Annotated in this window: 11 protein-coding genes; 5 read left to right on the top strand and 6 right to left on the bottom strand. The window is 45.7% G+C overall.

Features of this window, described 5'->3' with window-relative positions; genetic code table 11:
• The first annotated feature begins 3 nt into the window (after positions 1–3).
• The 4 genes from ACWPOD_RS06710 to sstT all read left to right on the top strand — a co-directional run bounded on the left by ACWPOD_RS06710 (position 4) and on the right by sstT (position 3843).
• Positions 4–618: an SCO family protein gene (locus tag ACWPOD_RS06710; protein WP_006740812.1), complete on the top strand. Its 615-nt coding sequence runs from the start codon at positions 4–6 to the stop codon at positions 616–618.
• Entirely contained in the window at positions 608–916 is a 309-nt protein-coding gene (locus ACWPOD_RS06715) for a PTS transporter subunit EIIB (protein WP_046875700.1), read from the top strand. Before ACWPOD_RS06710 ends, ACWPOD_RS06715 begins: the two co-directional genes overlap by 11 nt.
• A 275-nt stretch (positions 917–1191) precedes the next feature.
• Complete coding sequence (gene rsgA / locus ACWPOD_RS06720) at positions 1192–2268, top strand: ribosome small subunit-dependent GTPase A (RefSeq protein ID WP_456231701.1); 1077 nt, start codon at positions 1192–1194, stop codon at positions 2266–2268.
• Between the two features lie 357 nt (positions 2269–2625).
• Positions 2626–3843 (top strand): serine/threonine transporter SstT, encoded by a 1218-nt coding sequence (gene sstT / locus ACWPOD_RS06725; protein WP_005396770.1) that lies wholly within the window; start codon positions 2626–2628, stop codon positions 3841–3843.
• A 72-nt stretch (positions 3844–3915) separates the two neighbouring features.
• Here sstT and pdxY read toward each other — a convergent pair whose 3' ends face one another.
• From pdxY to ACWPOD_RS06755, 6 genes are all read right to left on the bottom strand, one after another.
• Positions 3916–4785, bottom strand: coding sequence for a pyridoxal kinase PdxY (pdxY, locus tag ACWPOD_RS06730; RefSeq protein WP_167427802.1), 870 nt, complete (start codon positions 4783–4785; stop codon positions 3916–3918).
• 101 nt (positions 4786–4886) lie between these two features.
• Positions 4887–5075 (bottom strand): AbrB/MazE/SpoVT family DNA-binding domain-containing protein, encoded by a 189-nt coding sequence (locus tag ACWPOD_RS06735; protein ID WP_005396772.1) that lies wholly within the window; start codon positions 5073–5075, stop codon positions 4887–4889.
• A 144-nt stretch (positions 5076–5219) separates the two neighbouring features.
• A complete protein-coding gene (gene potE, locus ACWPOD_RS06740; protein WP_005396773.1) occupies positions 5220–6530 on the bottom strand; it encodes a putrescine-ornithine antiporter in 1311 nt (436 codons plus the stop codon).
• A 61-nt stretch (positions 6531–6591) separates the two neighbouring features.
• On the bottom strand, positions 6592–8772 hold the full coding sequence (gene speF, locus ACWPOD_RS06745) for an ornithine decarboxylase SpeF (RefSeq protein ID WP_069528156.1): 2181 nt from the start codon (positions 8770–8772) through the stop codon (positions 6592–6594).
• A gap of 408 nt (positions 8773–9180) precedes the next feature.
• Positions 9181–9627 (bottom strand): helix-turn-helix domain-containing protein, encoded by a 447-nt coding sequence (locus ACWPOD_RS06750; protein ID WP_031780583.1) that lies wholly within the window; start codon positions 9625–9627, stop codon positions 9181–9183.
• Between the two features lie 540 nt (positions 9628–10167).
• On the bottom strand, positions 10168–11364 hold the full coding sequence (locus ACWPOD_RS06755; RefSeq protein ID WP_046875696.1) for a tetratricopeptide repeat protein: 1197 nt from the start codon (positions 11362–11364) through the stop codon (positions 10168–10170).
• 546 nt (positions 11365–11910) lie between these two features.
• Here ACWPOD_RS06755 and pulA point away from each other — a divergent pair.
• A complete protein-coding gene (pulA, locus tag ACWPOD_RS06760) occupies positions 11911–15900 on the top strand; it encodes a pullulanase-type alpha-1,6-glucosidase (RefSeq protein ID WP_167427803.1) in 3990 nt (1329 codons plus the stop codon).
• Positions 15901–15962 lie beyond the last annotated feature (62 nt).

Consider the following 15962-nt stretch of genomic DNA (forward strand, 5'->3'; position numbering starts at 1 on the left):
GTTATGAGCCGCAATTGGTCCCTATTTCTCGTAGTTGCTTTCGCCCTCGGGTTTGGCGTAAAAAGCTATTTAGATAATCAGAAAACGAAGCCAGAGCAAGTGGATAGTTCCACCTCTCAACAAACGGTATTGTTTGGGGAAAATAACCAAGCCGTCAATATCTTCGATGTGAATGACCCTCGCATTCGAGTCGTCTATTTTGGTTTTACTCGCTGCCCAGATGTTTGCCCAACTTCGCTTGCTATGCTGGCAGGAGCCCTAAATCAGATCGATGAAGCGCAAAAAGCGCAACTGCGCCCAATGTTCATTTCTTTAGATCCAGAGCGTGATGAGGCCGATGCCTCGGCGAAATATGCCCATTACTTCCATCCAATGATTGAAGGCCTATCGGCACCGCTTGATGTAACCACACCTTTGGCACACAACTATGGTGTTATTTTCCGCAAAACCGAATTGGAAGGCTCGGAGCTCAAATACACGCTTGATCACAGCTCTTACTTTTACTTCTTAAAGCCGGATGGCACGTTAATCACTAAAGTACCGCATACGCTCTCGCCGGCACCGATTGTTGAAGCCATTTCAAAACTGACGACTGAAGGCTCCTCAAATGACAGTTAAGTCAGTGCTGAAACAGTTTTTCAGTTTCCTAACTCAAACCAACCCCAATGTCGAACAAGACGTCGATACGATCATTGACGCCATTGGGGGGATAGAAAACCTGCTAGAAACTGGAGCATGCGCGACTCGGCTACGTCTTACCCTCAGAACGACGTCCATCATAGATAAAAATGCACTCAAAAATCATGGCGCACATGGCGTCGTGATACTGGATGAGCGTCATGTCCAAATCATATATGGCTTAAAAGCCAACACGTATTCGCAGATAATGGAAGAGCGCATCAACAAACAAAGCTAATATTTTCGCAGTATAGCTACCCTCTAAGAAAAAGGGCGGCTATACTCTCTTGGCTTAATTAATTCACTTACTTATTAACCAACGAAGAGGACACATGATGATTGTATTGAATAACACTAACTGGGCATCGCAAGGGTAACCCTAACCGCACCAATTACGTGGCATAGCCACAACTCCCCTTCTCTGCCCGGTCTTCACCGGGGTCAACTCTATCCGAATTAGACCCTAATGCGATTTGTATTAAGGCGCTATTTTGCGTCTGGGATAATTCAACAATGAATCAAACACATACTTTTTGTGACACGTTAATTTCAACTTCAAACCCACTAAAACGATTGGGTTGGAAACCATTTTTTCAGCAACAACTGACACTAGACGATTACGACGACACTATTTTTGCACGTGTTATTGCGCATCACCGAAGTGGTTACCTATTGGCGACAGAAACGGGGCAAGTCCACCTCAATGCCCACCGCTCTCTACCCAATATGACCGTCGGAGACTGGGTTATCTTAAATGACGATCAGCAATTTGTTCGCTTACTGGATCGCTTGAGCCTCTTTAGCCGCAAAGCAGCAGGCAGCAAAGTGGCAGAGCAGCTCATCGCCGCAAATGTGGATACCGTTTTTATCGTCTGTTCCCTTAACGACGACTTCAATTTAAGTCGTATTGAACGCTATCTCGCCTTGGCTCATGAAGCCGAAGTCGAACCCGTCATCGTCCTTTCCAAAGCCGATTTGTGTGACGACGTCAATGAACTCAAAAGCCAAGTACAGAAGCTAGACCCTCTGCTAGTCATTGAGACGGTCAACGGCTTAGATGCAGAAAGTACTTCTAAGCTCATGAGTTGGTGTAATGAGGGGCAAACCGTCGCTTTTATCGGTTCTTCAGGCGTTGGCAAATCAACTCTTGTGAATGCATTACTCGGGCAGCAAGAACAGGCGACTGGGCATATTCGTGAAGACGATAGCAAAGGGCGACATACAACCACATCTCGCTCTATCCATCTATTACCTGATGGCGGCATCTTGATTGATACTCCGGGAATGCGCGAGCTTCAACTAGCAGACTGCGAAGTGGGCGTCAGTGAGGCATTTTCTGACATTGAGGTTCTCGCTCAGCGTTGTCGCTTTGGTGATTGCCAGCATCAAACTGAGCCGGGTTGCGCAGTTCAAGCTGCGATTGAAAATGGCAAACTGGAGGTTCGTCGTTTCAATAACTATCAAAAACTATTGCGAGAACAAGCCTTTAACGGCGCGACTTTGGCAGAACAACGAGCTCAAAGTCGACAGTTCGGGAAACTCACTCGAAATGCCATGAGTGATAAGCGCAGGCGCCAACAAAGTTATTGATTTGTTACGTTTGAGTTGTCAATAAAATCAAAGGAGACGAAAGTCTCCTTTTTAACAACTTTATTAAAAACCATTACTCATAACTAATGATAATTTTCAACATAAAAATCTTATTTAAATAACATTGAGCAAACATTTAATCCAAAAACAAACTAAAACTAGACACAAAATATTACCAAGCTAAGATATGTGATATTCAGCAAGAAAATGGCTGAATTTATAAAAACAGGATAATTGATAATCATGTGTCTTAGTGACCAGAAGCAATGCTCACCCCTTGCAATACAAGGGCATTATCGCCGTGTAATGATGGACTATTGCCCTGCTCGCTCTGGCATAAAATTGCAGGAATGATGTATGCAACACAACAGCCTCGTTGCCCGATTTGCTCGTGGTAACCTCGTCGTCCAGATCCTTGTCGGTATTGTCTTTGGTATTTTGCTCGCCACAATTTCCCCAAGCCATGCCGAAAGTGCAGGATTAATTGGTAGCCTTTTTGTTGGTGCTCTTAAAGCGATCGCGCCAATCCTTGTGTTTATTTTGGTTGCCGCTTCAATTGCGAACCAAAAGAAAAACCAGCACACGTACATGCGTCCAATCGTTGTACTGTACCTGATGGGTACGTTCTTCGCGGCGCTATCAGCAGTGGTTCTAAGCTTCCTTTTCCCGACCAATTTAACGCTTGTCACCGGCGCTGAAGGTGCAACGCCGCCTCAAGGTATTGCTGAAATTCTACGCACACTGTTGTTTAAACTGGTCGACAACCCAGTAAATGCACTAGTAGAAGCAAACTACATTGGCATTCTTGCTTGGGGTGTGGGTCTGGGTCTTGCGCTACACCACGCATCTGCAACAACGAAAGCCGTGTTTGAAGATCTCAGCCACAGCGTGTCTCACATTGTTCGCTTTATCATTCGTCTTGCACCATTTGGTATCTTTGGTCTGGTTGCTTCAACGTTCGCAACAACAGGCTTTAGCGCACTAGCAAGCTACGCACACCTTCTGGCGGTTCTTCTTGGCGCAATGATGATCATCGCACTCGTTGTAAACCCGGCGATCGTGTTCGTTAAAACTAAGCAAAACCCTTACCCACTTGTATTCCGTTGCCTACGTGAAAGTGGTGTAACCGCGTTCTTCACTCGTTCAAGTGCGGCGAATATCCCAGTAAACATGGCATTATGTGAGAAGCTAAAACTGGACGAAGATACGTACTCAGTATCTATCCCACTAGGTGCGACCATTAACATGGCTGGTGCTGCAATCACTATCACAACGCTAACGCTTGCAGCTGTGCACACTATGGGTATTGAAGTTGATCTACTGACTGCGCTACTGCTCAGTATTGTGGCTGCGGTTTCTGCATGTGGCGCATCAGGTGTTGCAGGTGGCTCGCTACTACTTATCCCACTTGCGTGTGGTCTGTTTGGTATCTCAAACGACGTAGCAATGCAGGTTGTAGCGGTTGGCTTCATCATCGGCGTGATTCAAGACTCTGCTGAAACTGCACTAAACAGTTCAACAGACGTTGTCTTCACAGCAGCAGTTTGTAAATCAGAACAGCAAAAAGCTCAGTAAGACTGACAGAATAAATAGAAAGGGGAGCCGATGATGGCTCCCCTTTTTTATATACTAATTATTTGCGCTCAATTACGCGGTGGCCAGAGCCACCTCTTCAATTGAGAAATGCTTACTTGGCTCAACAAACTCTTGCTGTGCCGCGATAGTTTGCAGCTCCCACTCCCCTGCATGGTAAGTGGCGCTTAATACCCCGTAGCACGCGTCATGGCAGTGTTGGAAAGCTTGCTTAGGAGACCACCCCTTCAATAATCCAGCGGTGAAGATAGCCGAGATAAGATCACCCACACCCACAGGCTGTTTGGCAAACTCAAACTGAGGACGCTTCGCTAAGTAAATGCCTTCTTGCGTTGCCAGTAACATGTTGAAGCTGCCATTCTCTAGGCAGTAAAGGTGCTTCACTAGCACTATTTTTGGACCTTTCGCTAGTGCACGTTGGCATGCGGTGATCGCATCGTCTAGTGAGTGGATTTCCATCTCTGAAAATTGGCTTAGCTCGAACTGGTTAGGCACGATCACGTCCGCCATTGGCATCAAACGAGTCAGAAGATTTTCAGCAATACCCGGAGCTACAATGCAGCCTTTGTCTGGCGCGCCCATCACAGGGTCGCAAACATAAAGTGCCTTCGGGTTCGCTTGCTTCACCTTCGTCACGGTTTCTTCAACAGCAAGGCACTGCTCTGCGCTGCCTTGGTAGCCCGTCAACACCGCTTGGCACTTTTCCAATGCACCGATGTTACTAAGACCACGAACTAACTCGCTGATGTCTTCAGCCGCAAACGCTCGCCCAGTCCAGCCTTCTTGATACTGCGTGTGGTTAGAAAATTGAACGGTATGAATCGGCCATACTTCGAAGCCCATGCGTTGCATTGGGAAAACGGCACTGCTGTTACCAGCATGACCAAAAGAAACATGAGATTGTATAGAGAGGATACCTTGCATAGTACCTTACCTCTTATTGTTGTTATCGATAGTTCAAAGACAGCGGCAAGCGCCAGTTTTGCGAAACCAGTAGTGTATCCGACAAACCAAGATTCTCTAACTCAATTCTCGTTAACTTCTTCAGAGTAAGTTGGAGCGCTGGTTTTCAACACCATCTTCTTGATTTCCATTTTGTCTTTATTCAGTGCGATTTCTAGGGTATCTCCTTCCCTTATCCCGAGTTGAGTCAGGATTACGCTTGGAATGACTACGGCGGTATCGTCACCGATTTTAACAGGTTGACTTATCATCTTTCGTCCTCCAAATGTCGAAAATGAGTTTTCACATCATTGGATATTTATTCCCAAGAGCCTTGTTCTGACTTGGGCTTGGCATAAGCGCCTAAAAACAAAGAGCCTTCCACACCGCGTTTGGGAAGGCTCTTTCATTATTTTTTAATTTGCTAAAGGCTCATGCTTGGCAGCAATCAGACCGTAAGCACTCCAGCCTAGGAAGGTGACGATTGAGCCCCACATCATCGCTTCGTAGCCAGAACCATATAGCGCGTAGAAGCTGTATAGGGAACCAATCAGAGCGATAATGTTGGTGGTTTTCATCTCGCGCTCTGGCACGTGCGCCACTTGCTGCATGATGAAAATTGCGCCCATACATAGGATGTAAGGAATAACGTTCGTTACTACCGCTAGGTTAACCAGCGCTTCGAACTGCTCGTTCAGCGTTGGAGAAATAGTCATTAAAGACAGCACCGATTGGATAACCGTGATGGCCACCATACCTTTGATTGGCGTACCACGTTTGTCCACTTGAGAGAACAATTTAGGGAAGAAGCCCGCATCAGAAGATGATTTGAACACTGACGCGATAGTGAACTGCCAACCTAATAGAGAACCCGCACAAGCCAATACCGCCATACCAGCAACCGCTTTACCTGCTGCTGAGCCAAGCATCACAGACCATACGGTTGAGAATGGCGCGGTAGAAGCGGCAAGCTCAGAGTTTGCAACGATACCAGAACAGATGTTTGTCGATACAATGTAAACCACCGCAGCAATCAACGTACCGCCCAATACTGCGATTGGTACGTTCTTCTCTGGGTTTTCTACTGCTTCAGAGTTCGCACAAGCTGATTCAAGACCAAGAAACGCCCATAGTGTCATGGCAATAGAAGCGCTCACAGCTTCACCAAATGGCAGGTGGTGTGGGTTCCAAGCTTCGATGTACATGGTTGGGTTAAACCAGAACCAACCAACAATACCTAGCGAACATACCGGTAGGATCACACCCCATACCGTGAAGGTACCGATTTGACCTGTGATTTTCGCACCACCGAAGTTAGCGAAAGTACAAATCCAAAGAATGGCGATGGTGTACAAACAGGTTTCGACCGGAGATAGGGTCACTTCAAAAAATGCGGAGCCGTAACCCACACAGGTAATCGCGATCGCAATATTCGCAATAAGGAGCGACAAACCGTAAGTCCAGCCCGCCATAAACGCACCCGATTTACCGAATGCGTAAGACGCGTAACCGTTCATACCGCCATCACGTTTACTAAAGCGACCACATTTTGCAAACACATAAGCCAACGCCAAAGAGCCCGCTGCCGTGATCAACCAAGACAACACAGAAATGGTGCCCACTTGCGCCAGTTTACTTGGCAGCATGATGATACCGGAGCCAGCCATGTTGATGAACGTCAGAATGGTTAACTGCACCACCGACATTTTTTTAGTTTCAGTACTCATAAATTATTCTCCACGAATAAGCGGTTCGCACCGACGCCAGAGCGTGGTGCGAACGGGTAGATTAATCTTTTAGGACATAGCAATGTGCGGTAGTGCGACCGTCGACATCTTCAAGGTACACACCTTGAATTTCTGGCGCGAAGCCTGGGAATCGGTTGATGCCTTCTTCTAGAGATAAGAAGTAATCCACCACCTGTTGGGTCCAGATTTCACCAGTGATCACACAGATAATGCCTGGAGGGTAAGGCAGCGCACCTTCGGCGGCTACGCGGCCGACGGCCTCTTTAAGTGGTAAGTAATCGCATTCACCGCGGAAGTATTTGCGTGTTGCCACGTCTGGTTTGTGAACCATTTGTGGGAAGTATTCACTGCGGAACATCGCTTTTTGTAGCTGTTTCACGTTCAGCTCTTTGTACATGTCATGCATTTCCTGACATAGCTGACGGATGGTGTAACCACGGTAGCGCTCTTTGTTCGCTTCGTAGACGCCTGGTAGCACGATACTGAGAGGTGCATCATCACGAATGAATTTTTCAAATCGGTTGATTTGCGCGACAAGGTGACGGATCTTACCCATATCTTCGGCTGGAGTGAGTAGGAACAAGATGGAGTTCAAGTCACACTTCTCAGGGATGATGCCGTTTTCGCGAAGGAAGTTCGCCAATAGCGTTGCCGGAATACCGAAATCTGCGTAGCTGCCGTCTTCGGCAATGCCTGCCGTGGTTAGCAACAATTTACATGGGTCAACAAAGTATTGACCTTCGCCATAACCTTCAAACTTGTGCCAGTTTGCATCTGGCTCGAACATGAAGAACTTCTTGTTGGTCGCGATCACATCCGTGTCGTAACTGCCCCAAGGTTGACCTTCAATTTCATTTGGAATGAACGGACGAATTAACTCACAACTTTTGAGAATTTCTTTACGCGCTTCGATACCTGTCTTAACCGCGTCGCTCCATAAACGTAAGCCTGCTTCACCATCGTGGATCTTCGCGTTCACATCCAATGCAGCAAACAACGCATAGAAAGGAGATGTCGATGCGTGCATCATAAACGCGTTGTTAAAGCGCTTGTGATTGCAGTAACGAGCTTGGCCTTTGATATGGCGGTCTTTTTTGTGGATTTGCGACGTTTGAGAGAAGCCAGCTTGTTGCTTGTGAACAGACTGAGTCACGATCACACCCGCATCATCTGGTTTCAGATCCAGTAGCAGTGGCGAACAGTCTTTCATCATAGGGATGAACTGCTCATAGCCTACCCATGCCGAGTCAAACAAGATGTAGTCACAAAGGTGGCCAATCTTATCCATGACGTAACGAGCGTTATAAATTGTACCGTCGTAAGTACCCAACTGGATGATGGCCAGGCGGAACGGACGTTCATCTCGTGCACGCTCTGGAGATACTTTCGCGATTTGAGCACGAATGTACTCTTCATCGAAACAATGCTCATCCATACCACCAATGAAGCCCCAAGGGTTACGCGCCGTTTCTAGATAAACCGGCATACCACCCGCTTGGATTAACGCGCCGTGGTGATTCGACTTGTGGTTATTGCGGTCGAACAATACCAAATCACCTTCAGTTACTAGCGCGTTACACACCACTTTATTTGAAGCAGAAGTACCGTTGAGTACGAAGTAAGTTTTGTCAGCGTTAAATACTTTTGCAGCGTGTGCTTGCGCTTGGTGTGCAGAACCTTCGTGGATCAGTAAGTCACCTAAGTCCACGTCCGCGTTACACAAGTCGCTACGGAATAGGTTTTCGCCAAAGAAATCGTAGAATTGTTTACCAGCAGGGTGTTTTTTGAAGAACTGACCACCTTGGTGCCCTGGACAGTCAAACGCCGAGTTACCCATCTCAACGTAGTGCGTTAATTGCTTGAAGAAAGGAGGGAGCAGACGACACTCATATTTAGTCACGGCTTCATTAATTTGACGGCAGTAGTAATCGATAGATTGTCTTTCTAAATCAATAACACCCGTTAACCAAACGTAATCTTCTGCCGAAACTGGAGTTTCATCGGTCACTAAGAAAACAGGAATTCCGTACCCTGTTTCCGAGATCATTCTGTGCAGACCCGCTTTAATGTCTGCTGACGTAATAATAGCCGCACCAACGTCGGTTAATTCAACTTGTTCTAAAGGCAGTAAGTGACGATTAAATTGTTCATCTAAAGATTCAGCTAATAAGCTAAAGTCTTCAGGCATGTAATTACTAACACCTATAATTAAACGTTTCATTTGAAATATCTCTTTTTGTTCTTTAAAAATGACAAGGACAGATATTACAAACGAAATATTTATTTAAAATTCAAATTACAAATTTCGTGATTAAATTTTCATATTTAAAAGACTTATTTTATCGAATTAAAATTTAGAGACTTTCATCACTTTCCAGCTTCTATCTCAATGATATTGAAACGCACCTAAAAGGAAAGAACCTTCAATAATTATGTGACAACGCCCATTATTAAAAAGAAGGTTATTATAAGAAAATAAAGTTTTGAGATTTCCATCACTATATAATAAGTTAAATTATATTATTGCAGTTTAAAACACTCCACTTTTAACCAAATTTAAACACATAATAAAAGAGCCATCAACACATGTATTGATGGCTCTTTACTTTGGATATAAAGAAAAAACAACTTAATTGAATAAATGACTATCTAGCTTGACTCCACCATTCGACCATTGCTGATAACGCTTTACAGACATGCCTGACGAGTACATGGTATGTTTACAATCCATACACTCAACAAAATACAACCCACTCATTCCTGCCATAACGTGCAGCCTTCGGCTATCGCAGCGCTTGCAGGACAGGCGCTTTACTTTGGTGTTGACGTCAATACGCCGAGCAAAGTTTAACGTTTCGTGAGAGCATAAAGCGTCAACTGCACTATCTTTAAAAGGATGCTCACTAAGTAAATAATTAATGGCGTAATCGTACACCGGGGGGATTGAAGATTTTCCACTTTCAATATTACTTATCTTAGCAACGGAAACGCCTAATAAAGAAGCGAACTCAGCCTTACTGTACTCTAAGATAAATCTTGAAGAGATGAATTTATCTGCACTAATGATTCTCAACATACACAAATCTCTAATAGAAATAAAAACAGAGCAAACTAATTCGCTCCATTTCTGCTGAAACATGTAATGAAAAAGTTACTTCCTAGTGTAATTCTGCATATTATCTATGCTATTTTATTTTGTACGTCATCTTGCGCCTAATTAATTATAAAATCAATAATCCATGCCTAAATATAAAAACACAATTTAAGATTTATAATACAATTTTTAATTTACATTATTAGATAAAGTAATGAATACTATTCACCTATTACTCTGGGCATCAAGTATTGCTCTTCAATCATTATTACTATCAATTGAAGAGACTTGATTTGAGCCCAACAGGAGAAGTAGATAAAGAGGGAAATCCCTCTATTTGAAGATAAACATATCCCATCTTAGCGAAGCACTAAAAATGTGTTGAAAAATCGAATAAATAGTATGCAGTCCAGTAAATGAATCGCTTAGATAAGTTTACAGTCTGTAATTGTGATCGACAGAGATACTGAGACAGAAAGGCAAAAGAAAAGCCTCAATTATGAGGCTTATGGATAAGATAAATTATGGTTGAAGGAAATTCTGCGTGAAATCGAGCGCCTCTTTAGAGAGCTTTTTTTCGGTAGACGATGTGGTTGTCTGCCCTTCCGTCGTTGCTGTGGTCATGTCTGGCTGGAAGTTCGGCGCCGATGCTTCATCCCATGCGTTAGCATCGTCTTTATTTTCGTCACTCAGCACCGCGTTAAGCTCCTCCTCTGCAGGAAAATACGCTTCGCGTTTGTACACCTTGTTCAGCGCCCGAATAATGGAATGCTTTCTTACCATCCCTGACGCCAGCTTTCTTTGCAACGGTTTCGCTATAGATTGCAATCCAACGACGACGTCAACACCAATATTGGTCGCCACTTCGTCACGCAACGTACGCGCTGGCTGATACCCCATATTGGCAGCAAGAAACAGCCAAACATAAGCAATCGCATTGCCTGTTTTACCTTTGTCCTTCCACGCTTCGCCAGCATGATACATCGCCTCGGCGCTGCCACCTTCTGCGGCTCTTTCAAGCCAATAGCAGCCTTTGACCATGCTTTTTTCTGTACCAACACCATTTAGGTAACATAAGCCAACTTGGATCTTTCCGTCCGCACTGTCTTTTTCAGCCGCTTTCATAAACCAATAAAGCGCATCTGCACTGCGTCCTGCACTATTGTCTGGTGAAAGTTGCCATTCACCCATGTAAAGCATGGCATCAATGCAGCCTTCTTCGGCTGCAGTTTCAATCAGTTGGTTACCTTTGGGAATATTTTTTTCCGTTCCGCGGCCAAAAACCAACGCTTTGCCTGTCGCAAATTTCGCTTCGGTATCCCCTTCCATTCCGGCAATGGCGGTACGCCAAAAGTTTGCCTGCTCTTTTAAAATCACATCTTCACGCATGCGCTCACTCAAGCGAACAATACCGTACATTCCCGTCACATTGTCCAACTTAGCGGCTTTATCATACCAATACAGCGCTTGACGAATGTTGTCCTTCTCAGCTTCTTTCGCTAGAAATAAAATGGTGGGGATATGTCCGGTTTCTGCTTTGAACTCACGCTCTTTACGCTCTTGCTCTCGCGCTTTTTGCATCGCCTTTCGATAAGCGGCTTCGCGAGCTTTCCTCTCTGCCTCGAGTCTCTGTTTCCGCATCGACAACGAGATCATCCACACAAATATCAGGACGAGTGAAAGGCCAGTTGCCGCAATGGCAATGCCCATACTACTCATAAATAGCCTCTTTTGGTTTCAGGGCCCAATTCATCTCCCTCTCAGGGAAATCTTAAGATTACGCGCCGACATAACGCCGACTACCTTCATTATATAACGACCACTTAGCGAAAATCTGAAGCTTGCCAAGACTTAATGGCGGTATTTTATGCAATATCACTGCAACTTATTTTTAATTGAAAAATATCACTGTGATTTTTATAGAACTTAGTCACGGTTTTGGGGCTGAGATATTCTCCTCCCCTATCATCCCCCCTTGCTCCTCCTATAAAATTTTACATTTTAATGATGTGCAGAAGCTCTCACTATGCGTCTGTTTTATTATTTAATTTGTGAACAAAATCGACTGTGACAGAAAATTTTCACTTGTAAAAAACTTAACTGCCTGCTCTCACATTTTGCTGATGATTCAGTGTATTAGCATCTAGTTGAACATTTCCTTTTTCGGCATCTGCCTTTCTAGCGTGTGCGAAACCTTCTTGATGACTGAGTCAGCGAAGGCAGCGCGCAGCTCAATATCAATTCAATAACAATGGATTTGTAAACGTGGACAATAAGACATTTAAATTATCAACAATTGCCAAAACCGTACTGCCTTTGATTTCCGTCGCAGTCATCAGCGGTTGTGGTAGTGATAGCACGAACGAAGATACGACGAACCCAGGCTCAGGCTTGTACCCTGCGGGAGAGAACGAGGTCGTCATTTATTACAAACGCGACGTGGCGTCCGCTTCAACGGCCAGCGACTACGAAGGTTGGGGCTTGCACCTGTGGAACGGTGAAGGCTGTACCAGCACAGATTTAGACGCAATGGGCATTCCTGGCACAGGAACGGATTGGTCGGCACCGCATCCATTCGATGGCATCAACGACACCTACGGTGCTTATTACGTACTGAAAGTGAACCCAGATGCCTCTGACCCACACGAATGCATGAACTTCATTCTGCACAAAGGCGATGAGAAAGCATTCGGCAGTGCAAATTCAAAAGTAGAGCTGACGAAAATCGGCGAATCTAAAGGGTTGTTTGGCTTCCACGGCAGCAGTGAGCTTTACTACGAGCCAATCGAAGAACGCCCTGTTGATATTGATGGTCAAAAAGCGCATTGGCTAGATGCCAACACCATCGCGTGGGAAGCGGCGGCCAATGCGGATTCCATGAAGCTGTTCTACAGCCTCAGCAACGACATTAAAATGGATGAAGACAAGCAAATCTCCGGTGGCACGGCGGTTGAGTTGACGAAAGCAGGTGATTTATCTGATGGTCTGAAATCACGCTTCCGTCACCTTGCTAGCCTCCAAGCTGCAGGCATTGATGTCGATGACGCGACCCTACGCACGATCCTGAAGTCACAAATCGTTATGGTAGCTTACAACGCGAATGGTGACGTCATTTCTGCAACTGAAGTGCAAAAGCCGGGCGTTTTGGATGCGGTATTTGCCGATTCCAAGGCAGGTAACGCGATTGGTCAAGAGCTCGGCGCGATTGTGGAAGGCGATGCTGCAACCTTCAAGCTATGGGCGCCAACTGCTCAAGATGTTGATCTGATAATCTACGATGAAAACTTAGCGGAAGAAGCTACCGTTGCAATGACAGAAGATCCAGCAACAGGTATCTGGGCTTCTGAGGCACAAAGTAATGTTGTTAACAAATACTATCGCTACCAAGTTAAGGTGTACCACCCTACAACTGGCGTCGTTGAAACGCGTTTGGTAACAGACCCATATTCAATGAGCTTGTCTAAGAACTCACGATACTCGCAAGTGGTTGATTTAGATGATCCAAGCTTAATGCCTCAAGATTGGAAAAACTACGCACGCCCAACGGTTAAAAAAGACGAAGACCACGTCCTTTACGAGTCACACATTCGTGATTTCAGCTTTAACGACAGCAAAGGCACACCAAGTCTTGATGGCAAATATCTGGCGCTTACAGAACCTGAGCGTGAGTCTGTTTCTCACTTACAAGCCTTAAAAGATGCAGGCCTAACAACGCTGCATATCCTACCAGCATTTGATATTGCAACCGTGGATGAAGACGCCGACAAACGAGTCGATATCACCGACACCGTGGGTAAACTTTGTGGCATCAAGCCAGAAGCGTCCATCTGTGAGACCGAAGACGACGGCAAAGTGATTGAAGAGGTATTAAACAGCTACGACCCAACAACGGGCAAAGCACAAGCGTTGATGAACGATCTTCGCATGCTAGACAGCTTCAACTGGGGTTACGACCCATACCACTACACCGTGCCAGAAGGTAGTTATGCGACCGATCCTAACGGGTCTAAGCGTATTCTTGAGTTCCGCGAAATGGTGCAAGCGACGCATAAAATGGATCTGAAACTGGTCATGGACGTGGTGTACAACCACACGAATGCATCCGGTGTGAACGAAAAATCAGTACTGGATAAAATTGTCCCTGGGTACTACCACCGCCTAAACGTCAACACTGGCGGCGTAGAAAACTCAACCTGTTGTGATAACACTGCAACCGAGAACCTAATGATGGGTAAACTGATGGTTGACTCATTGATGGTGTGGGCGGATGACTATAAAGTCGATGGTTTCCGTTTTGACCTTATGGGCCACCAGCCGAAAGATGTCATGGTTTACGCACTTGAAAAAGTCCGTGAAATTGATCCGAATACTTTATTCTACGGCGAAGGCTGGGACTTCGGTGAAGTCGCGCAAAACGCTCGCTTCGATCAAGCAACACAAGTCAACATGGCGGGGACAGAAATCGGTACTTTCTCTGATCGTCTGCGTGACGCAGTTCGTGGCGGAAGCCCGTTTGATGGAGGTGTAGATTCTGAAGGTAAGCACCCACTTCGCTTCAACCAAGGCTTTGGTAACGCTGCTTACCCGAACGAAGAAACCAAAACTGACGCAGAATCTGTGAATGGCCGTCTACACAACCAAGATCTGGTTCGTCTAGGTATGGCTGGTAACTTAGCTGACTACGTCCTTCTGGATTACAAAGGCGAAACCAAACTTGGTAAAAATGTTGATTACAATGGTGCTCCAGCAGGCTACACAAAAGTGCCATCAGAGAACATTTCCTACGTGTCTAAGCACGATAACCAAACGCTGTGGGACAACAACGCTTACAAGATTGCGACAGGCACTTCATCTGCTGAGCGCGCACGAATGCAGTCTGTATCACTATCAACGGTGATGCTAGGTCAAGGTATTCCGTTCATTCACATGGGTTCTGAGCTATTGCGCTCTAAGTCAATGCAGCGTGACTCGTACGATTCTGGTGACTGGTTCAACCGTGTATTCTTCGATGGAAGCGACAATAACTGGAACGTTGGTCTACCACGTGAAGACAAAGACAGTGCAAACTGGGAGTTGATCAAAACCATCGTCGGTGACAGCACGGCGAAACCAGACTCAACGGACATCGAGCTGACTAAGCAACAATTCCTAGAGCTACTAAAAATCCGCAGTACAAGCGAACTGTTCCGCTTAGACACCGCGCAAGAAGTGATGAATCGTGTTGATTTCCGCAACGTGGGCCAAGACCAAGTAGAAGGCTTGATTGTGATGTCTATCGACGATGGCACATCAGCAGGTGCCGATTTGGATTCGAACTATGATGCAATCGTGGCCGTTGTGAACTCAACATCAACTGAGAAATCTTTCAAAGTTGCTGGCGCAACTGGTTTCGAGCTGCATGAAGTTCAACAAAACTCTGCGGATGACATCGTGAAAGGTGCAAGCTTCGCCAATGAAACGTTCACAGTACCAGCACTGACAACAGCGGTATTCGTACAGCCACAAGACGGCGCGCAAGGTGCAGGCCTACCAGTAAACACGGACAATAAAGACGTATCGAGCATTCCTCCTTACGGCGAAACTGTGGTTTACGTCAAAGGCACCATGAACGAGTGGTCAGATAGCAGTGACTGGGCGATGACCTTTATTGGCAACGGCATGTACTCTGTAACTGGCGTTCTTGAAGCAGGTGAACACGAGTTCAAATTTGCGGACTCAGGATGGGCAAATCCAAACATCGGTTGTGATGCTGCAGATTTGGCTTCTGGCTCACTAGACTTAGGCTCTGCGGGGAACTGTACGTTGTCTGTCGCTGAAACTGGTAAGTACAACTTCACTCTGAACGCGTTACATGTTCAAGATGAAAGCGTAGAAAAACCTGTCGTTTCAGTGACGAAGTCAGCAGATGCACCAACGTTCGGTGAAACAGCACTTTACCTACGTGGCACTATCACCACATGGGATACTCCAGCGCAAGACTCAACTGCGAAGTTCAGCTATGTAGCAAATGACGTTTACTCGCTAGACATTGACCTAGCGGCGGGCAACTACGAGATGAAAGTTGCGAGCGCAGACTGGGCAGCAGACACCAACTTCGGTGGCGAAGGCAGTGTTGAGCTTGGTAAAGCGCTAACGATGGAAGTCGGTGGCGGTAGTGCAAACCTGAAAATTGCGATTGCAGAAGCAGGAAATTACAACTTCCACTTCAACGCGGCTGACAAGTCGGCGCCAATCGTGACGGTAACGAAAAACTAGTTTCATTTAAAAACATCCATAATGAAAAAGGGGAAGCATCACGCTTCCCCTTTGTTTTTTTG

This window comes from Vibrio sp. JZG120 (assembly GCF_053890955.1).

Coding starts and splice junctions, on each gene's coding strand:
- ACWPOD_RS06710 (WP_006740812.1), top strand. CDS start 4: ATGAGCCGCAATTGGTCCCTATTTCTCGTAGTTGCTTTCGCCCTCGGG.
- ACWPOD_RS06715 (WP_046875700.1), top strand. CDS start 608: ATGACAGTTAAGTCAGTGCTGAAACAGTTTTTCAGTTTCCTAACTCAA.
- rsgA (WP_456231701.1), top strand. CDS start 1,192: ATGAATCAAACACATACTTTTTGTGACACGTTAATTTCAACTTCAAAC.
- sstT (WP_005396770.1), top strand. CDS start 2,626: ATGCAACACAACAGCCTCGTTGCCCGATTTGCTCGTGGTAACCTCGTC.
- pdxY (WP_167427802.1), bottom strand. CDS start 4,785: ATGCAAGGTATCCTCTCTATACAATCTCATGTTTCTTTTGGTCATGCT.
- ACWPOD_RS06735 (WP_005396772.1), bottom strand. CDS start 5,075: ATGATAAGTCAACCTGTTAAAATCGGTGACGATACCGCCGTAGTCATT.
- potE (WP_005396773.1), bottom strand. CDS start 6,530: ATGAGTACTGAAACTAAAAAAATGTCGGTGGTGCAGTTAACCATTCTG.
- speF (WP_069528156.1), bottom strand. CDS start 8,772: ATGAAACGTTTAATTATAGGTGTTAGTAATTACATGCCTGAAGACTTT.
- ACWPOD_RS06750 (WP_031780583.1), bottom strand. CDS start 9,627: ATGTTGAGAATCATTAGTGCAGATAAATTCATCTCTTCAAGATTTATC.
- ACWPOD_RS06755 (WP_046875696.1), bottom strand. CDS start 11,364: ATGAGTAGTATGGGCATTGCCATTGCGGCAACTGGCCTTTCACTCGTC.